We start from the raw sequence: 18,547 nt of genomic DNA, 5'->3' as shown, positions 1-18,547 counted from the left end.
ATTTCAGATTTTATTTGAAATATTGCGGATACAAAACCGCATAATTTGAAGATCAAAAATAACCATTTTTAATGGCCCATCATAATGTTTTTTTCCACAAATCAGGGCGTCTTTTTTGTGTCCTTTCAATGGCTTTTTCGACTCTCCATTCCTCTATTTTTTTGAAGTTACCTGACAATAGAATTTCGGGCACTTTAAGTCCTTCAAAATCAGCTGGTCTGGTATAAACGGGAGGTGCCAGAAGATTGTCCTGAAAACTATCTGTAAGAGCAGAGGTTTCATCATTCATCGCACCCGGTATGAGACGCACAATTGCATCGGTCACCACAGCCGCCGGTATTTCTCCGCCACTGAGTACATAATCACCAATGGAAAGCTCTTTTGTTATGTACGATTCTCTTACTCTTTCATCAATTCCTTTGTAGTGACCACAAATGATCATGAGATTACCTTTTAGAGAAAAACTATTGGCGGTTTTCTGATCAAACAAATCACCATCAGGCGTCATGTAAATAATCTCGTCATAACGAGTTCTGGATTGAAGGTCTTTTATACAATTGACCAATGGCTCAATCATCATCACCATACCGGCTCCACCACCAAATGCGTAGTCATCTATTTGACGACTCTTGCCAATACCGTACTCTCTCAGGTCGATAATGTTTATACTGACCTTCCCCCCTTCTGTTGCTCTTTTGACAATAGATTGAGAAAAGAAACCCTCAACTAAACCCGGAAGACAGGTTACAATGTCAATTTGCATAGTTACTCCATATATAAGTCAATAAGCCCATCAGGCAAATCAACACTTAGTTGTTTTTTCTCTCTGTCAATGGTTTTAACGATATCATCAGAAATAGGCACTAATACCTCTTTTCCTTTGAATTCAAAAGCCAGTAAGTCCTGACCTGAGCCCTCGTATACTGATGATACGGTACCTAATATTTCGCCGTCATTTTCGCTTTTGAGCTCAAAACCAATGATTTCGTGATAATAAAAAGAAGTTTGATCATCAAGCTCAGGCAGAGTGTAAAGAGGCAAAAAAAGTTCTTTATTAATAATAGACTCAGTTTGTTCAATGGTGTCAATATCTTCAAACTTAGCGATTGACTTCTTCCCTCTTATTTGAATATTCTCGATGAAATAGGGAACAAGCTCTTTACCAAATTTCAAAAAGACTGAATCCATTTCAGCGTATAAATCAGGTTCATCTACATCGAGCCAAAGAATCACCTCGCCTTTGAGCCCATGAGTTTGAGTAATTTTACCCAAAAAGTAGCAGTCTTCAGTTGTCATTTATTGTTTTTGAATGGCTTTAAAAAGAAAAATCCCCACTAAAGTAGTGAGGATTTTCCTTCGGATTTGTCTTCCTTATTCTTTTTCACCTTCAGCTTCTTCGGCCGGAGCTTCCTCAGCTGCAGGAGCCTCGTCCGTGCTTTCAGCAGCAGGGGCTTCTTCTTCAGAAGTTCCAGCTTCTTCGGCGGCTTTAGCAGCCTCAGCAGCTTCTGCTTCAGCAATCAAGGCAGCCTCAGCTTCTTTTTTCTTAGCTTCAACTTCCTCTTTCTTCTTACGCTCAGCTTCAAGAGCAGCTTTTTTAGCAGCATCTTTGTCACCGGTAAGTTTGGCGATTCTTTCTTCTCTTGATTTCTCTTTGTCAGCTTTCCAGGCATCCAGCTTCTTGTCAGCCTCTTCCTGAGTAATAGCACCTTTAGTCACACCCACCTGAAGGTGTTTTTGCAACATTAGACCTCTAACTGATAAGATTTTACGAGTAGTGTCTGTAGGCTGGGCACCAGTCATTAACCAATGCAAAGCTCTTTCGTCGTTAAGTTCCAGACCCGCTGGAGTAACATTTGGGTTATACTGACCCAATTTTTCGATGAATTTACCGTCGCGAGGAGCTCTGGCATCAGCCACTACAATATTGTAGATTGCTCTTTTCTTGCGTCCGTGTCTCGATAGTCTGATTTTTACAGCCATATTCTTTGTTTAAGTGGGGAACCCGTCCCCGGTTTTATTTTCGGACTGCAAAGGTAGTAATACAAAATTGATTTTAAAACAACTGATTCTGTATTATTTAAAAGAAACAGGCCTGTAAGCCGAATTCTGTTTCCCGCGAATGCAGGACTCCTATCATTTATCTGGGATTCTGATTACTCAGAACCTCTATCAATCTACCCACCCTGAGAACCCGAAGGTTTCCGCCGAGCCGACGAAAACTCAAGGCTTATTTGATCTTTCAGCTCATGAGGTTTACCCTGCTACCGATGTCACCACCGGCACGGTGGGCTCTTACTCCACCATTTCACCCTTACCACGCCGAGGGCGTGGCGGTACATTTTCTGTGGCACTAGCTGTAGAGAAGCGGTCACCTGCTTCTCTCCTACCCGTTAGGTAGCATGATGCTCTTTGCTGTTCGGACTTTCCTCACCGATATTCTTCGGAGCGATAGGACAGCCTGTTTCTGGCCGCAAGGTAGCTCAATTTTCAGAATTTGACACCTAGATCTCCGTTGATTTCGACGATTGTCATCAGGCCTTCGGGTTGAAGATTTACTCCTATCGGCTTGATTTCATTTACCTTACCATTGAGTTTGATACCGTTTTGTAGCTCTGTCTTGAAGAATTCATCAATAGAATTCTTTGCCATTTCAAAAATGGGGTCAACCGGGATACCGAAATCAGATTCAATACTTTTTTCAAGATTGCCCTCCATAACCCAGAGTGCCGCTTTTTTGAGAACATTTTTAGTTTTGAGGTCAAACTCCGTATTTGTGAGAATAAGTTCACGTCTTTTGTCGTCATAAACAGGGTCTCCGGTAAGGAAAATGGTACCATTCAAGTCGCCAGCCGTATTGATCTGAATAATTAACTTATTCTTTTCTCCTCCGAAAACATGAACGCCTAATATTTCAATTTCTCTTCCGCCTGAAAATTTGTAACGACTTGACCGGAACAATTCATTTGATATTTTCTCGGCTTGAGAGAAGGTTACCAGATTGTAGAGGTAAACACCAAACCCTTCGGGTAATTTTTTAACGAACTTGATAGGAGGTAACTCAGTAGATTGACGGATTTTCTTCTCCGTTTTTCCAACACTAGAGTTTATGATGGCCTTTATGGAAACCGAGGTGTGGATCAAATCTTTATCAGACCTCAATTCTGTCATTAGAATGTCCTGAGGTTCTACGTTTGTCCACAGGTCATAATCCTCTGAAACCTGAAGTGGTTCTTTGAGTTTATTCCAAACGGTTAAAACGGGGGTTTTAATATCCACTTTATCTGCGACAGATTCATCGATCATGCGGGCAATGGTTCCCTGATAATTATCAAGAAGGCTACTCACTATGCCAGTTATCGGGATATTGAAGCCTCCAAGTCGAAGTTTGGGTTCGGTAATAAATTCAAAGCCTTCTGCATTGGTTAATGTTTTAAGTTCCCAATTCGCAGAAATGAAAGGACGCGAAGAAAAGCGGGCTTTCATTTCAAACTGAGTTGAGGGAGATTGAGACATTCCCAATACATTCACCTTTTTCTCGACCCATATTTTCAACGGAACGTCAAAAATAAAGAAGCCATCTCCGCGGGCTTTAAATTTAAGGTCGGCTTGTTTCCAGATTTTTACCTTCAGATCATCTCCTTCAAAACTATCGTCTTCATAAAGTAGCCCCTTGAATTGTTGGTTTATTTGTTTTTCAATCTCAGAGACTTTGAGATCTATGGGAACAGTAATGTAGGAAACTTCCTTTTTAAGACTATCAATTTTTGACGTATTGTAGGTTTCAAAAGGTTTCTCAGGTGTGATTGATTTATCACAGGAAGTTAAAAGGAAGCCGAATACAAAAAGTGTACTAAGCCTTAAAATGTACCAGGGTAGCCCCGTAACCAAATTTCTCTTTCTGAGCATCTTTAAACCATTCTACATGTTCTGAATTAGCCAGTTGTTTATGGATTTTAGTTCTCAAAACACCATTACCAACTCCGTGTATAACGGTGAGTTCTGTCAAATCATTGGCTATGGCGTTGTCAAATTCTTTCTGAAATGCTGCCAATTGCTGTTCTAAGATTAAATCCGGCTTATTCTCCTGAATTCCTAGAGAACCGGCGTGTAAGTCAATTGTTTTCTCTTTGTAAAGAAACTGAGGCTCAAAGTAATTTCCTTTTACGGGTTCTTCCAATTGTTTTTCTTTAAGGTCTATCAAGCGGACATACCCCTTTCGCTGAAGTTTGCCGAAGTTTTCTTTCTCCTTGAACAATTTTGAAGCCTTTAACGAAAATTCAAGTTGCATTGGTAGGCTTACTTCCTTTTCCTTTTTGAAGACCAAAAGTTGTAAATGCCATTTTGACCAGTTCTCAAATTCCGATTTTTTGAATTCTTTGTCAAGTCTGACTTCTTCTCCTTTACCGCATTGGCCTGAGGCCATATTTGTAAATACTTTCCCCTCTTTAACAGAAAGAACGAAAAGCACCTCAGCATCAAAATGATTGATAAACCAAGGTCTTAGTTTCATTTCGTTTATTTCCTCAAATGCCAAGGAAACAGCGTCTTTGAAATGATTAATAAATAGCGATTCTTCTGCAGATTTTGGTTTTGAATAATCAACGGGTTGATTTCTGAAAAACTTCTCTTCTTCCCTGGAAACCTTCGCAAGGTCTGCCGTGACAACGGGAATTACGAAACCGTCGGCTGTTTCTATTTCAATAATATTTCCAGATACTTTAACTACCTCACCTTCTTCAGACGAGCGAAGCATCCTGACCTTATCGCCTTTTAAGAATTCTGTCATATTAATATCCTCCGAGGTATTTTCTGTATGCCCACTCAATTGCGGCGAGTAAAATTAGTAAAGGTAGAAGCCACCGAAGATTGATAATTTCTCTGAGGTCTTCCGTACTGATTAACTTTGCCGAAAGACTTTCATTTCCTATATTTTCAGCAAGTAAATCCAACTCATTACTAGTATAAAATTGACCGTTACTGTTTGCCGCGAGTGTTCGGAGAAAGTCAAAATCAGCCGTAGTATTGAGAAACTCAAGATCTACATCGCGAACTACAAACTGACCTGAACTTGACTCATTTTTACCTAAAACCACCGCCTGGGCATTATAAGAATAAACCCCGGCGGGTAAATCAGAAATCTCAAAGTTTGAATTGTTTTCAGCCACTTCGTAGTTAAACGTTTTCTGATAGTCACTAGAACCGTTTAATTGCAAGGTCACAGAGCCCGGGTAAATCTTTTCGAACAAATCGTTATAAATCTCTGTCTGAAAAACAGTGGATTCATCAATATCAAAAACATCCTGCGTAGGATAAACCCGGAGTTTTTCTTTGTCCTCTTTAACCGATATCAGTTGAAGAGTTTTTAGAATAACATCGTCAATAGCCACCTGCTCGTCATTCATAAAGAATTCCTCCATTCGCCATTGCCAGATCCCCTCCCCGGCCAAAACGGCAGATTTTCGATTGACATTCGTATTTAAAGCCAAAAGAGGCCTTTCGGTAGTCAGATTTCCAACTTTCTGAAGAATTATCACATCACTGCCCGGAAACGTGCGATATTCTCCAAAAGGAGCAGTTAACGGAGGAAGCGAGCTCACGACAGACTGAATATCGTTTTCTATCTGATATCGGTTAAAACTCGCATTAAAACTGGCAGTTACCTTATCGCTCTTGTTGCTTTGAGATGAAACGCTGACAACCTCCTGCATTCCGTTAAAAACACTGAGGTTGCTTTGGTTACCAAGAATAAAAAATGTTGGTTTCATTTTTGCCAAAACTCTCGATACAACAGCATTGTAATCATTATTTAATGCAGGCAATTGGTGCAAAACCAAAATGTCAAAATCTGAGGAAATGATTTCTGAAGCATCATCAAAAACAACTGACTTTACCTCGACTTCAAAAAGCTCGTTTTTTTCCATAATAGCTCTCAGAGCCTTAACATCAGGATGGGGAGACTGAGACAAAAGAAGAATTTTTTCTTTTCCGTCAACAATATCTACAATTATATCTCTTCGGTTATTTCGGGTGCTATACTCTCCGCTCAAGGGTAAAATCTCAACTTGAAAACGTTGTTTTCCAATATTTTGAGCAGGAATGGTGAATTGAATTACCTTAAAATCATCTTCTCCACTAAAAGCTACATTTTGCCGGGCAAGCACTTCATTTTCGTGCTTGATTAGAACAACTGTACTTTGACCAGCGTATAATCGGGCCGAGATTTCAGCTTCCACAGGGAAAGAGTTGCCCAGGTATGCCAGCTTATTCGCGGTTAAGCCTTTTAGAATAAGATCTTTTTTGATGGTGGTGTCCCCTACTCCAACAACATCAATTTCAAAAGGATAAGTTTTGTTCAATGGACTCAAACCACTGTTGGCGATACCATCAGATAGAAAAACCACCTTCCGAAGGTTTTGACCTTCGAACTCCTCATTCACCTTTCTGAAAAAACTACCCAGATCAGATTTCTTTCGGTCAAACCTTAACGAATCAAGGTTACCGAGTTTTTCACCATCAAGATTTCTGATTTCTAGGTCAAAATCGGATCCGTCAAGACTTTCTCTGAACTCTGAGAGTTGATTTTTCAATTCATCCAGTGCTGATTGTCCAAGATTTCGAATTGAACTTGAATTATCAATTCCGAGAACCATCAAAGGTTTTATGGTCTTCGTAGAATTACTTCTCAGGAGAGGATTGATCAATAAAAAACAAATCAGAGCCACCAGGATCGCCCGTATTGCCGCCAGTATTCTGTTGACCCTTTTACTCCTATTATTTTCACCGGAGTAGAAGAGCCACGCATAAGCAATACCAACGGCAATACACAAGGGAATCAACCAAATCGGTTGAGTGTAAATGAGCTCTGATTTCATCTGAAATGGTTTACATCACCATACCGCCGTCTACGGTAAGTGTTTGACCAGTTATATAAGAAGACATGTCAGATGCCAGGAAGATGCATGCATTGGCAATATCCTGTCCCTTTCCAGCTCTTTTAAGTGGAATACCACTCAGCCAGGCTTTTAGTTGCTCCTCATCAAGCTCATCTGTCATTTCGGTTTCTATAAAACCTGGAGCAATGGCGTTGCAGCGAACATTTCGTGAACCTAATTCTTTAGCGACTGATTTGGTAAAGCCAAGGATTCCTGATTTAGAAGCCGCGTAGTTTGCCTGTCCTGCGTTACCCATGAGGCCAACCACAGAGGTAATATTAATAATAGACCCGCTTCTCTCTTTTAACATAGGTCTGGTTATGGCTTTAGTTAAGTTGAAAACAGACTTCAGGTTGATACGCAAGACATCATCCCATTGTTGTTCATCCATTCTCATTAGCAGGTTATCTCTGGTAATTCCGGCGTTATTGATCAAAACGTCAATTCTTCCAAAATCAGCTAAAACGTCTTGAATGAGCTTTTGAGCCGCATCAAAATCAGAGGCGTCTGAACGGTAGCCCTTTACTTTTACACCATCTGCAGCTAGCTCTTTTTCAAGAGCTTCTCCTTTTTCAACACTTGAGAGATAGGTAAAAGCCACATCGGCACCATTTTTAACAAATTCGCGTGCAATGCTGTTACCAATTCCACGAGATGCTCCGGTAATGAGAGCGATTTTTCCTTTTAATAAGCTCATTTAGTTTTTTTTCGGTTTAAACCTTCTACTGTGATAACAATTTCGCCTTTAATAGGGCGGTTGGCAAAATTAGCAAGAATTTCGGATAATGAACCTCTAACGTTTTCTTCATGAATTTTAGTCAATTCTCTGGAAACACAAGCCTTTCTTTCCTCTCCGAAGTGAGCAATAAAATCTTCAAGTGTCCTCAAAAGACGGTGAGGAGATTCATAAAAGATCATTGTTCGCTTCTCCTCAGATAGTTCCTCCAGCTTTGTTTTGCGACCCTTTTTGACAGGAATAAATCCTTCAAAAACAAAGGAATCAGAAGGCAAACCCGAATTTACTAAGGCGGGAACAAAGGCCGTGGCACCAGGTAAGCACTCTACCTCTATTTCCTCATCAATACATTCTCTCACCAGTAGAAAGCCCGGGTCAGATATAGCCGGGGTGCCAGCATCGGAAACAAGTGCAATTTGAAGTCCTTCTTTTAACTTCTGGACAACGCCTTTGAGAGTTTTATGCTCGTTAAAAATATGGAAACTTTGCATAGGCTTCCTGATATCAAGATGTTTAAGAAGGATACCCGTATTTCTTGTGTCTTCAGCAAGAATTAAATCTGCATCTGTGAGAACCTTTACTGCTCTGAAAGTAATGTCGTCAAGATTACCTATTGGTGTAGGCACAATTGTAAGAGACATAAATCCTGATTTTGGATATCAAAATAATTTAAACACAATCTTCTGGACTAGTTTTTGAAAGAAATTTTAAAAATTATGTATTATTCAATCATTAACCCAGAAATAATTGTCAAGACATGGTAATTCTAATCTTAATCGCTTTGCTTTTAGCAACTTTGTTCGCTTTAAAGCATGAAACAAACAAAACCCTTTCTGCTCCTAAGAGCTATATCAACAAATTAAGAAGCAAACCAAGATCTTCAAACTTTTAGGATTTCGGTTTTGTGGAAATGCGGAAATTCCTCTTTCTCTGGTTTTTTGGGGACAGAATTTAAAATCTTTCCCTAGTATTAATCAGGAGTTAATTGATGTTTGAGATAAAATCCTCCAGATTTTAGACTTACCGCTTTAATGTTTACTTCTAAACATCTTCAGCATGTGATCTGTTAACAAGTATCTTTTAACAAACCCTTTACTACTAAATTAGCTTATCTATCTCCTTGGCCAATTCTCTGTCTTTGTGGGTAACTTTATTTCCAGCATCATGAGTGCTTAGATGAATCTCAACCATATTCCAGGTGTTTGTCCAGGTCGGATGATGATTTGCTTTTTCAAACACCAAAGCCACTCTGCTCATGAAACCAAAAGCCTCATTAAAGTCTTTAAACTTAAAAATGCGTACTAATTCATCGTTTTTTTCTTCCCACTTCATAAACTGATTGTCTTTTAGTCTTGTGCCAACCGAACTTTGACAGCGTTTGAATGAGCCTGAAGAGATTCCGCTTCAGCCATGGTACTCACATGAGGGCCAAGTTTTTTGAGACCTTCCCTACTGATTTTTTGAAAAGTGATTTTCTTTACAAAACTATCAACAGAAACCCCGGAATAAGCCTTGGCAAAGCCATTGGTAGGCAAAGTATGATTTGTTCCTGATGCGTAGTCACCGCAAGACTCTGGCGTATAGTAACCAAGGAAAATTGACCCTGCATTAATGATCCTCTCTCCTACTTCCTCTGCATTCTCAACACATAAAATCAAGTGTTCGGCAGCATATTCGTTTAACAGATCTACGCCATCATCAATAGTTGAGACTATAATCGCTTTAGAGTTTTCCAAGGACTTTGAAGCCATTTCTCTCCGGGGAAGTGATTCCAATTGTAGAGCTACTTCCTTTTTCACATCAGAAATAAGCTTTTCAGACGTACTTACAAGGATAACCTGGCTATCAACACCATGTTCGGCCTGAGAAAGTAAGTCAGCAGCTACAAAGGCTGGTTTTGCAGAATCATCCGCAAGAACTGCGACCTCCGATGGCCCGGCCGGCATGTCTATAGCGGTACCCTCTTTACTGACAAGCTGTTTTGCCGCGGTAACAAATTGATTACCCGGACCGAATATCTTGTAGACTTGAGGAACTGTTTCTGTACCATAAGCCATTGCTGCAATTGCCTGAGCACCACCTACTCTATAAATCTTATCGACTCCGACCAATTTCGCACTGTATAAAATGGCTGGATGGTTGCTTGGCGAGCAAAGAACAATTTCTTTACAGCCAGCAATTTGGGCAGGAATGGCCAGCATCAAAACTGTTGAAAAAAGTGGGGCTGTACCTCCCGGAATATAAATACCTACCTTTTCAATGCCTACAGATTTTCTCCAGCATTCTACCCCTGGCATTGTTTCTATGATCTCGAGAGATGATTTTTGAGCCTCATGAAAGCGTCTAATGTTTTGAACAGCTATCTTTATTGACGATTTTAACTCTTCAGTGAGTTTGGCCTCAGCAGCATCTATTTCTGCTTGTGAAACCTGAAAGTCATTGAGAAGAATATTGTCAAATTGCAAAGCAAATTTGCGAATGGCTCCATCTCCACTTTTTTTGACCTCTTCAAGAATTGGAATTACCTTTTGTTCAATCTCGTCAATATTGGCCGTAGGGCGGGTCAATATCTGCTTCCAATCTTTTTTTTCAGGAAACTTAAAATCTTGCATGATTAAGAAATCATTTTTTCAATCGGAATTACCAAAATACCTTCAGCTCCGGCTGCACGCATCGTTTCTATATTTTCCCAGAAATCACTCTCCTTTAACACGGAGTGTATAGAGCTCCAGCCTTCCTGTGCCAATGGTGTAATCGTAGGGCTTCGCATACCTGGCATCACCTTTATGATTTCATCAATTTTCTCATTTGGAGCATTGAGCAATACATATTTATGATTTTGAGCTTTTTGAACTGCATCTATTCTGAAGAGAATTCGGTCAAGCAAGGCTTTCTTCTCGGCAGAAAGGGACTTATTAGCCACCATCAGAGCCTCGGATCTAAAAATCGTCTCAACCTCTTTCAGACCATTGCTTAACAATGTACCCCCGGTGCTTACAATATCACATACCCCTTCTGCCAGACCGATGCCCGGAGCTATTTCTACAGAACCGCTAATGACATGAATATGTGCTTTAACCCCGTTTTCATCCAGGTATTTTTGCAGAAGATTTGGGTAAGATGTAGCAATGCTTTTCCCTTCAAAATACTGGACACCCGGATAGTCTACCTCCCGGGGAACCGCCAGAGATAATCGACATTTTGAGAAGCCCAAAGCCTTTACATTGTCAACGTCTTTTCCATATTCTACCAGTACGTTCTCTCCCACAATTCCAACATCTGCTACGCCATCTTCAACATATCCTGGGATGTCATCGTCTCTAAGAAAAAGGAAATCTGCAGGGAAATTTCTGGAGGTTGATTTTAGTTTCGATTTACCAACTTCAAACTTGATTCCACATTCTTTGAATAATTTGATGGAATCGTCACTAAGCCTTCCTGACTTCTGGATGGCTATTTTGAGCTTACTCATTAAGATATCTCTTTACTACTGTTATTATGCTGCTCAAAGGTAAAACAGTCTTAATCGCATGACAAGAAAGAATGAATATTAAATTAGATTTCAATAATTTTTGAAAATTCAATTCCTATGATTATGTTTGGTGTAACAGTGCTTCAAACTTAATAATCCTATTTTTCATGAAACGTTCAAATTACTATACAAGACCTTCTAAAAATTATTTTGCCGAATCCAAAGTAGTGACCTTATTAACCGGACTCATTATTTTGAGTTTGTTTATTTTCTCATTTATCAGTCTGTGAGATAAGAAATTTTTAGTTTTGCCCCGCAAATAAGACTTCATAATGAATATTGGTATCATTGGTTTAGGGGACATGGGCCAGTTATACGCCCATTCTTTTTCCAAAGCCGGGTATCAGGTTTTTGGTTGTGACTTACCTGAAAACGCCGAGAGTTTATCGCATATTTTTGAAGATAATGATTTGGTTAATATTTGTAAATCTTCAAAAGAGGTCATAGAAAACTCAGTCTACCTAATTTTTAGTGTCGAAACAAATAAGATTGAATCCGTTGTCAGGGAACTTGCACCATATGTTCGAAAAGGCCATATAGTCGCGGGGCAAACTTCTGTGAAAAATCCTGAGGTAAGGGCTTTCAAAAAGTACCTTAACGATGATGTAGATATTGCCACTCTTCACTCCCTTCACGGTCCGCATGTCAATCCCAAAGGTCAGACGCTTGTCGCTATTCCTGAAAGAATTTCTTCAGAAAGGTTTAAAGAAGTACTAGGTGTCTTGTCTTGTATGGAATCAAAAATAGAAGTTTTGGATTCAGCCGATGTGCATGACAAAATGATGGCCGATATTCAGGTAGTTACTCATATCGGTTTTGAGAGCATAGGAACGTCATTCATGCACAGAGGGATTTTTCCATGGGAAAGCCGACTTCATAGTAGTGGTTTAGATAATGTTAAACTTTTGCTTACACTTAGAATTTACAGCTATAAGCATCACGTTTACGAGGGAATGGCAATGCAAAACCCCTTTTCTAAGCAGGATGTGAGAGCATACGCAAAGGCCGAAAACGACATTTTTGGTTTAATGATTTCTGAGTCAAAAGATGAATTGTATAAATTAATACTGGAGGCTAAGGAAAAGGTTTTTAAAGGTTTTCCGGGCTCATTAATGCTAAATGATGAGCTGATGAGAGAATTCTCTCTTTATCCACCTAGAGAGCACAAAGCAAATTCTCATTTGAGTTTGTTGGCTATGGTCCTGACTTGGGCCAGGCTGGGTACCTCTCCGTATGATAATTTGATTTGCCAAACGCCTCCGTTCAAACTTAGGGTTGGTATGGCTGAATACTTATTTCTAAATGACGAACTATTGCAAGAGTCGCTTGAGGCAGCACTTTTTGATAAATCCATAAGAATGGATGATCTTGCTTTTCATACTTCGGTTCAGGAGTGGGCTCATATTGTTGAAAGCGGAGATCAAAAAGGGTACTCCTCTCATTTTGAACGAACAAAGGCTTTTTTGGCAGACAGGTTAGAGGAAGGCCGAAGACTAAGTAGTATGCTAATTGAAAGAATCAATAATGAAGCAGGTTGATTTGTCAAAATATGATAATTCGTGGTATAAACCCGGATCAATTCTGAAGCGTATTTCGTGGTATATCTTTGGTAGGGTATTTGTGTATACCTATTTACCCATTCCTATCAAAGCCAAGATTCTGGTTCTAAAGTTTTTTGGAGCCAAAATTGGTAAAGGAGTGGTAATAAAGCCAAAGGTTAACATTAAATATCCCTGGTTTCTTGAAGTTGGAGAAAACACATGGATTGGTGAAAGCGTTTGGATTGATAATTTGATCAAAATCAGAATTGGGAAAAACTGTTGTATTTCACAAGGGGCTTTATTGCTCTCCGGAAACCACGACTATAAATCTTCCACTTTTGATTTAATGACGAATGAAATTGTACTCGAAGATGGTGTTTGGGTTTCGGCCAACAGTTTGGTAACTGGTGGAGTGACCATGAGAAGCCATTCATTTCTTACAGCTGGTTCTGTACTTTCAAAGTCAACGGCAGCGTATGAAATATGGCAAGGGAACCCTGCTACTTTCTTGAAAAAACGAGAAATAGTTAAATGATTATCCGTTAAATAAACTTTATCCCTAGGAATAGTACAAAATTTCGTCCTGATCCAATTATTCTCTATTTTTGACGGGTATTTTTAAAAAAAGGAATACATGAATCTTGTTCTGGAAGAACTCATTCTTGATAAAAACATACAGGTTATCTTAAGCATGGCCGTTTCTTTGGCTATCACCTGGAGAGCTATTCCCGTTATACGTAATATATGCCACATGAGGGGTTTAATGGAAAACCCTGTAAAGCGTAGCTCACATGTTAGCCCTACTCCTACTTTTGGAGGCGTTGGTATATTTGCCGGTACATTAATAGGCTACATGCTATGGAATTTTCAAGACGAAGAATTCCTCCTTCACCGGGTAATGGCAGGTTTAGTGGTACTATTCTTTCTGGGTCTTAAAGATGACCTGTATGCCTTGGCTCCTTTGAAAAAAATTGCATCGCAAATTCTCGCTTCTGTGTTAGTTGTGGTAGGCAGCGATCTTAGAATTACCTCTTTTTTTGGAATTTTTGGCATCCACGAAATTCCGTACCTCGCCGGTGTCATTGTTACAGTTTTTATATTTGTAGCTCTTATCAATGCCTTCAATCTTATTGACGGAGTGGATGGTCTGGCCGGAGGTATTGGTATGATTTCAAGTGCGGGTTTTGGACTTTGGTATTTGCTTGAAGGATATTGGTCTTTAGCTTGTCTTAGTCTTTCTTTGTCAGCATCGCTTCTTGGCTTTTTGAGATATAACTTCTCCAAAACAAGTAAAATCTTCATGGGCGATACGGGTTCGCTAATAGTAGGATATTTGGTAACAATACTCGCTGTGAAGTTCATTCAATTGAATGAGTCTTACAATTTCTCCCCTGACGAGCATTATGTGAGTGCACCGGTATTAACCATAGTTATTCTCAGTGTTCCCATTTTTGACACCCTTAGGGTTTTTGGCCTTCGAATTTTAAAAGGACGCTCTCCATTTACAGCTGACAGACTTCATTTGCATCATTTGTTGGTTGATAATGGCCTGAGTCATGTAGCTACGAGCCTTTCTCTATACGGAATGACAATTGGTCTTACAATTTTTACCTATTACCTGAGAACATTCTTCGATAACACGGCATTATCCCTGTATGTAATAAGCGTGTTTGCGATCTACCTCGGTGGCTGTAGCTGGTTAGAGGTTCGCAGATTCAAACGCCACAAAGAGAAAAAGACCCAAGAACAAGCCAGAAGTAAATCTACCAAGTCTTTGGGTCTTGAAGGGACGATTAGTCCAAACTAAATTCTAATTTTTATTCCCACTCAATTGTGGCGGGCGGCTTGGAGCTGATATCGTAGACAACTCTGTTTACACCTTTCACATTGTTTATGATTTGGTTTGACACCTTACCAAGGAATTCATACGGTAAATGAGCCCAGTCAGCCGTCATTCCATCTACACTGGTAACTGCCCTCAAAGCAACAACACTTTCATACGTTCTCTCATCACCCATTACGCCTACACTCTGTACCGGAAGAAGCATAGCACCGGCTTGCCAGACCTGATCATATAAGCCATATTCCTTAAGTCCATGAATAAAGTAATAATCAACTTCCTGCAGGATTCTCACTTTCTCTGCTGTAATGTCTCCCAGAATTCTAATTCCGAGACCGGGACCCGGGAATGGATGACGCTGAAGAATATTATCAGGCATATGAATGGCTCTGCCTACATCTCGTACCCCGTCTTTGAAAAGAAGTTTGAGAGGCTCTACCACCTTTAATTTCATGTAATCAGGCAGGCCACCTACATTATGATGAGATTTAATGGTTACAGATGGGCCTTTCACCGAAACAGACTCAATAACATCAGGATAAATAGTACCCTGACCTAACCATTTTACATCCTGTATTTTGTGGGCTTCATCGTCAAAAACATCAATAAATGTTTTTCCGATTGCTTTTCTCTTTGCTTCAGGATCAGTGAGTCCATTAAGTGCGGCGTAAAACTTATCTTTGGCATTAACGCCTTTAACGTTTAAGCCCAAACCTTTATAGGATTCAAGAACCTCTTCAAATTCATGTTTTCTAAGTAGCCCATTGTCAACGAATATGCAATACAGGTTTTTACCGATTGCTTTGTGAATCAACATAGCCGCCACTGAAGAGTCAACCCCACCAGAGAGACCCATGACTACTTTATCATCACCTAATTGTTCCTTCAACTCCGCAACTGTCATTTCTACAAAAGAGTCAGACGTCCAGGTTTGGCTACAGCCACAAACATCAACAAGAAAGTTTTGAAGTAGAAGTTTGCCATGTTCAGAGTGAGTTACCTCAGGATGAAACTGGATTCCAAAAATATTAGCATCGTCAAACTTGAATGCAGCTACCTTTACGCTGTCTGTAGAAGCAATAATATGAGCATTTCCAGGCAATTGAGTTATAGTATCCCCATGAGACATCCACACCTGAGAATCTACAGGGATTCCCTTGAAAATGACATTATCCTCCGACTTTTCAGTCAAAATTGCCCGACCGTATTCTCTTGTGGTAGAAGCCTGAACATTTCCACCTTTGATTTGAGCCAACAATTGAGCTCCGTAACACACACCGAGCAGAGGTACTTTAGAAATTATGGAGTCAACATCTATTCTAGGAGAATCTTCGTCTCTAACGCTACAAGGGCTTCCTGAAAGAATAACTCCTTTTATGTTTTCGTCAAGTTCAGGTATTTTACTGAAAGGGTGTATTTCACAATAAACATTGAGTTCTCTTACTCTTCTGGCAATCAATTGGGTGTATTGAGAACCAAAATCAATGATGATAATTTTTTCTTCCATTTAGTTGAAATCTGAGTATAGGAGGTATTTTTTTCGTGTTTCTTTAAACTTGTTCAAATCGCTTTGCCATCTGGCTTCTACTTCTTCAAGGCTTTTCCCAGCTACCAATTCTTCCTGAATCCAGCTGTTTCCGGCCAGTAGGTTGAAAAAACGGGAGTTGGTAAAAAAGTCTTTTTTGTTTGAGAAGTTTTGATAGAAATCAAAAAGGTATGTAAGGTCAAAACCAAGATTTTTGGCGTCAATATCTGTCAAATCTTTGCCATAGCATTTGATGCCTTCATTTACCGGATTATTGGCACCAGGCATATCAACCGGAGTGAAACTGTATTCTCCTAAAGAAGCATCAGGTCCGCCAATAACTTGGAACTGAGTATTCGTTCCCCGTCCAACACTGATCTGAGTAGGCTCAAACAAACAAATAGAAGGATACAAATAAACAGATTGATCATTTGGCAAATTCGGTGAAGGCTTTACTGGCAGAGAGTATTCACTATTGTGGTCATATCCCTGACATTTTATAACAGTAAGTTCTGCCGGTGATTTATATGCCCATTTTTCTTCATTGATCATTTTGGCCAGCTCACCTATAGTAAGTCCGTAAACCACAGGGATTGGGTCAATTCCAACAAAAGACTCAAAGCCTTCTTCTCTTAAAGGTCCGGCAACATAATGTCCGTTAGGATTCGGTCGGTCAAAAACCAACAAGGGAATATTATTTTCTGCCGCGGCTTCAATGGTGTAGTGAAGTGTACTGATGTATGTATAGAAACGAACCCCAACATCCTGAATATCGAAAATCAAGATATCGATCCCTTCCAATTGAGCTGATGAAGGCTTTTTGTTTTTTCCATAAAGAGAAACAATTGGAAGACCGGTTTTACTATCAATTTCATTATTAATCTGTGCACCAGCATCTGCTGTACCGCGAAAACCATGCTCGGGAGCAAAAATCTTTTTTACAGCGACATCTCTTGACAATAGTGTATCAAGCAAATGTGTGTTTGAGACCAGTGAAGTATGATTTACAACCAACCCAACGTTCTTATTTTTAAGCAGTGGAAGGTATTCTTCCATCGATTCTGCCCCAACTTTTATTTTTTCAGGACTATTTAAAGAGTTTGGCTTAGCTTTACAGGCGATTGGAGAAACCAAGAATAAAAATAGAACAGACTTAAGTAAGATTTTCTTCATTATCATTTATGAACACTGAACTTTTCCTGGCTCAGAAATTACGCAAAACCAAAGGTAAGACCTTTTCTTCATCTGTCATCAATATCGGGGTGGCGAGTATTGCTATTGGAGTAGCAGCAGTGCTGATTTCTTTTTCTGTGCTTATGGGCTTTAAAAACACCATAAAGGAGAAATTATTCAGCATGTCAGGCCACCTTCAGGTTCGTAAAATTACATTGAATCAATCTTTTGACGAAGCTCCGTTTTCAAATAGTTTGGCTTATCAGAAATTATTGGAGGAGAATGAAAATATAGCTTCGATTAATGCAATCGGCCTTAAGTCAGCTTTACTCAAATCTGAGAATGAGATTTCTGGGATATTACTCAAAGGCATCGATCAGAATTATAATTCTTCTTTTTTTGAGAATAATTTAATCGAAGGGCGTTTCATTGATTTCGACCCCGGTTCTTATTCAAAAGAGATCATTATCAGCGAAACTCAAAGAAGACTTCTGGATGTCAATTTGGGTGATGATTTATTGATTTATTTTATTCAGCAACCGCCCAGAGCCAGAAAGGTAACTATTGTTGGGGTTTACTCAACGGGCATTGAAGACATTGACAAGTCTAATGCAATGGTGGATTTAAACCTGATCAGACGCATAAATGAATGGGACTCCTTAGCCGTTGGTCATTCTGAAGTGTTTCTAAATGAATTAGATAAAGCAGATGAGACCGTAAATCAGCTTTATGAAGTCATTCCACAGGATTTGGAAGTCAGACAGGTGAGTAAAATGATGCCGGCCTTTTTTGACTGGTTTAATTTACTTGACAGAAACATCGTTATCGTCATTTTCCTGATTGTCATTGTAGCCAGTTTTAATATGGTCTCTGTGCTTTTGATCATGATTATGGAGAGGACACCTATGATTGGTCTTTTAAAATCACTTGGAGCCAAGAATGGGCTTATTCAACGAATATTTATTGCTAATGCCATCCAAATTATAATGAAAGGTCTCATTCTTGGAAATGCACTGGCAATCTCACTTTGTTTACTTCAGGATCGTCTGAAACTCATTCCACTAGATCCTCAAAGTTACTACATGGATTATGTGCCTGTTTCATGGGATTGGCTTGTTTTTTTTCAAGTGAATTTAGCTACTATTCTTATTGTAGGCCTGATTGTAAGTTTGCCAACATGGGCAATTTTGAAGATCACACCCGTGAAGGCTCTCAAGTATAAAGAATAAAAGGCCGGCTTTTTATATAAAGCCGACCTCTCTCCTGAT

The 18,547-nt window shown here is 39.6% G+C and carries 17 protein-coding genes and 1 other RNA gene; 4 read left to right on the top strand and 14 right to left on the bottom strand.

What is annotated here, in order from left to right:
• Positions 1 to 79 precede the first annotated feature (79 nt).
• The 12 genes from trmD to hisG form a co-directional block, all read right to left on the bottom strand.
• Complete coding sequence (trmD, locus tag AFM12_RS02975; protein WP_055143780.1) at positions 80 to 763, bottom strand: tRNA (guanosine(37)-N1)-methyltransferase TrmD; 684 nt, start codon at positions 761 to 763, stop codon at positions 80 to 82.
• A 2-nt stretch (positions 764 to 765) separates the two neighbouring features.
• On the bottom strand, positions 766 to 1,296 hold the full coding sequence (rimM, locus tag AFM12_RS02970; RefSeq protein ID WP_055143779.1) for a ribosome maturation factor RimM: 531 nt from the start codon (positions 1,294 to 1,296) through the stop codon (positions 766 to 768).
• 75 nt (positions 1,297 to 1,371) lie between these two features.
• Positions 1,372 to 1,980, bottom strand: coding sequence for a 30S ribosomal protein S16 (locus tag AFM12_RS02965; RefSeq protein WP_055143778.1), 609 nt, complete (start codon positions 1,978 to 1,980; stop codon positions 1,372 to 1,374).
• A gap of 99 nt (positions 1,981 to 2,079) precedes the next feature.
• Positions 2,080 to 2,465: RNase P RNA component class A (gene rnpB / locus AFM12_RS05885), an RNA gene on the bottom strand.
• Positions 2,466 to 2,487: 22 nt separating this feature from the next.
• Positions 2,488 to 3,906, bottom strand: coding sequence for a DUF4403 family protein (locus AFM12_RS02955; RefSeq protein WP_055143777.1), 1,419 nt, complete (start codon positions 3,904 to 3,906; stop codon positions 2,488 to 2,490).
• Positions 3,851 to 4,786, bottom strand: a complete 936-nt coding sequence (locus AFM12_RS02950) for a Smr/MutS family protein (RefSeq protein ID WP_131458160.1) — start codon at positions 4,784 to 4,786, stop codon at positions 3,851 to 3,853. Before AFM12_RS02950 ends, AFM12_RS02955 begins: the two co-directional genes overlap by 56 nt.
• A 1-nt stretch (position 4,787) precedes the next feature.
• On the bottom strand, positions 4,788 to 6,872 hold the full coding sequence (locus AFM12_RS02945; protein ID WP_055143775.1) for a hypothetical protein: 2,085 nt from the start codon (positions 6,870 to 6,872) through the stop codon (positions 4,788 to 4,790).
• A gap of 10 nt (positions 6,873 to 6,882) precedes the next feature.
• Complete coding sequence (gene fabG / locus AFM12_RS02940) at positions 6,883 to 7,629, bottom strand: 3-oxoacyl-[acyl-carrier-protein] reductase (protein WP_055143774.1); 747 nt, start codon at positions 7,627 to 7,629, stop codon at positions 6,883 to 6,885.
• Positions 7,626 to 8,309 (bottom strand): 16S rRNA (cytidine(1402)-2'-O)-methyltransferase, encoded by a 684-nt coding sequence (rsmI, locus tag AFM12_RS02935; RefSeq protein ID WP_055143773.1) that lies wholly within the window; start codon positions 8,307 to 8,309, stop codon positions 7,626 to 7,628. The genes fabG and rsmI overlap by 4 nt, the downstream gene beginning before the upstream one ends.
• A gap of 457 nt (positions 8,310 to 8,766) precedes the next feature.
• A complete protein-coding gene (locus tag AFM12_RS02930; protein ID WP_055143772.1) occupies positions 8,767 to 9,000 on the bottom strand; it encodes a 4a-hydroxytetrahydrobiopterin dehydratase in 234 nt (77 codons plus the stop codon).
• Positions 9,001 to 9,014: 14 nt separating this feature from the next.
• Positions 9,015 to 10,280, bottom strand: coding sequence for a histidinol dehydrogenase (gene hisD, locus AFM12_RS02925; protein WP_055143771.1), 1,266 nt, complete (start codon positions 10,278 to 10,280; stop codon positions 9,015 to 9,017).
• A 2-nt stretch (positions 10,281 to 10,282) separates the two neighbouring features.
• On the bottom strand, positions 10,283 to 11,140 hold the full coding sequence (gene hisG, locus AFM12_RS02920) for an ATP phosphoribosyltransferase (RefSeq protein WP_055143770.1): 858 nt from the start codon (positions 11,138 to 11,140) through the stop codon (positions 10,283 to 10,285).
• A 332-nt stretch (positions 11,141 to 11,472) separates the two neighbouring features.
• On the opposite strand from hisG, the gene AFM12_RS02915 reads away from it, so the two are divergent.
• From AFM12_RS02915 to AFM12_RS02905, 3 genes are all read left to right on the top strand, one after another.
• Positions 11,473 to 12,738, top strand: coding sequence for a prephenate dehydrogenase (locus tag AFM12_RS02915; protein ID WP_055143769.1), 1,266 nt, complete (start codon positions 11,473 to 11,475; stop codon positions 12,736 to 12,738).
• Complete coding sequence (locus tag AFM12_RS02910) at positions 12,725 to 13,276, top strand: WcaF family extracellular polysaccharide biosynthesis acetyltransferase (RefSeq protein ID WP_055143768.1); 552 nt, start codon at positions 12,725 to 12,727, stop codon at positions 13,274 to 13,276. The genes AFM12_RS02915 and AFM12_RS02910 overlap by 14 nt, the downstream gene beginning before the upstream one ends.
• 99 nt (positions 13,277 to 13,375) lie before the next feature.
• Positions 13,376 to 14,548, top strand: coding sequence for a glycosyltransferase family 4 protein (locus AFM12_RS02905; RefSeq protein ID WP_055143767.1), 1,173 nt, complete (start codon positions 13,376 to 13,378; stop codon positions 14,546 to 14,548).
• Between the two features lie 10 nt (positions 14,549 to 14,558).
• Here the strand turns inward: AFM12_RS02905 and guaA are convergent, their stop codons facing one another.
• Both guaA and AFM12_RS02895 read right to left on the bottom strand, forming a co-directional pair.
• Positions 14,559 to 16,088 (bottom strand): glutamine-hydrolyzing GMP synthase, encoded by a 1,530-nt coding sequence (guaA, locus tag AFM12_RS02900; RefSeq protein WP_055143766.1) that lies wholly within the window; start codon positions 16,086 to 16,088, stop codon positions 14,559 to 14,561.
• Positions 16,089 to 17,279 (bottom strand): exo-beta-N-acetylmuramidase NamZ family protein, encoded by a 1,191-nt coding sequence (locus AFM12_RS02895; protein ID WP_055145096.1) that lies wholly within the window; start codon positions 17,277 to 17,279, stop codon positions 16,089 to 16,091. It lies immediately after the preceding gene.
• Between the two features lie 8 nt (positions 17,280 to 17,287).
• Here AFM12_RS02895 and AFM12_RS02890 point away from each other — a divergent pair, with 8 nt between their 5' ends.
• A complete protein-coding gene (locus tag AFM12_RS02890; protein WP_055143765.1) occupies positions 17,288 to 18,508 on the top strand; it encodes an ABC transporter permease in 1,221 nt (406 codons plus the stop codon).
• Positions 18,509 to 18,547 lie beyond the last annotated feature (39 nt).

Source organism: Jiulongibacter sediminis (assembly GCF_001306455.1).
Taxonomy (GTDB): domain Bacteria; phylum Bacteroidota; class Bacteroidia; order Cytophagales; family Spirosomataceae; genus Jiulongibacter; species Jiulongibacter sediminis.
This window is presented reverse-complemented; position numbering and strand designations above follow the sequence as displayed.

What these genes read in the sequence shown, in the direction of transcription:
- trmD (WP_055143780.1), bottom strand. Translation starts at nt 763, where the DNA reads ATGCAAATTGACATTGTAACCTGTCTTCCGGGTTTAGTTGAGGGTTTC.
- rimM (WP_055143779.1), bottom strand. Translation starts at nt 1,296, where the DNA reads ATGACAACTGAAGACTGCTACTTTTTGGGTAAAATTACTCAAACTCAT.
- AFM12_RS02965 (WP_055143778.1), bottom strand. Translation starts at nt 1,980, where the DNA reads ATGGCTGTAAAAATCAGACTATCGAGACACGGACGCAAGAAAAGAGCA.
- AFM12_RS02955 (WP_055143777.1), bottom strand. Translation starts at nt 3,906, where the DNA reads ATGCTCAGAAAGAGAAATTTGGTTACGGGGCTACCCTGGTACATTTTA.
- AFM12_RS02950 (WP_131458160.1), bottom strand. Translation starts at nt 4,786, where the DNA reads ATGACAGAATTCTTAAAAGGCGATAAGGTCAGGATGCTTCGCTCGTCT.
- AFM12_RS02945 (WP_055143775.1), bottom strand. Translation starts at nt 6,872, where the DNA reads ATGAAATCAGAGCTCATTTACACTCAACCGATTTGGTTGATTCCCTTG.
- fabG (WP_055143774.1), bottom strand. Translation starts at nt 7,629, where the DNA reads ATGAGCTTATTAAAAGGAAAAATCGCTCTCATTACCGGAGCATCTCGT.
- rsmI (WP_055143773.1), bottom strand. Translation starts at nt 8,309, where the DNA reads ATGTCTCTTACAATTGTGCCTACACCAATAGGTAATCTTGACGACATT.
- AFM12_RS02930 (WP_055143772.1), bottom strand. Translation starts at nt 9,000, where the DNA reads ATGAAGTGGGAAGAAAAAAACGATGAATTAGTACGCATTTTTAAGTTT.
- hisD (WP_055143771.1), bottom strand. Translation starts at nt 10,280, where the DNA reads ATGCAAGATTTTAAGTTTCCTGAAAAAAAAGATTGGAAGCAGATATTG.
- hisG (WP_055143770.1), bottom strand. Translation starts at nt 11,140, where the DNA reads ATGAGTAAGCTCAAAATAGCCATCCAGAAGTCAGGAAGGCTTAGTGAC.
- AFM12_RS02915 (WP_055143769.1), top strand. Translation starts at nt 11,473, where the DNA reads ATGAATATTGGTATCATTGGTTTAGGGGACATGGGCCAGTTATACGCC.
- AFM12_RS02910 (WP_055143768.1), top strand. Translation starts at nt 12,725, where the DNA reads ATGAAGCAGGTTGATTTGTCAAAATATGATAATTCGTGGTATAAACCC.
- AFM12_RS02905 (WP_055143767.1), top strand. Translation starts at nt 13,376, where the DNA reads ATGAATCTTGTTCTGGAAGAACTCATTCTTGATAAAAACATACAGGTT.
- guaA (WP_055143766.1), bottom strand. Translation starts at nt 16,088, where the DNA reads ATGGAAGAAAAAATTATCATCATTGATTTTGGTTCTCAATACACCCAA.
- AFM12_RS02895 (WP_055145096.1), bottom strand. Translation starts at nt 17,279, where the DNA reads ATGAAGAAAATCTTACTTAAGTCTGTTCTATTTTTATTCTTGGTTTCT.
- AFM12_RS02890 (WP_055143765.1), top strand. Translation starts at nt 17,288, where the DNA reads ATGAACACTGAACTTTTCCTGGCTCAGAAATTACGCAAAACCAAAGGT.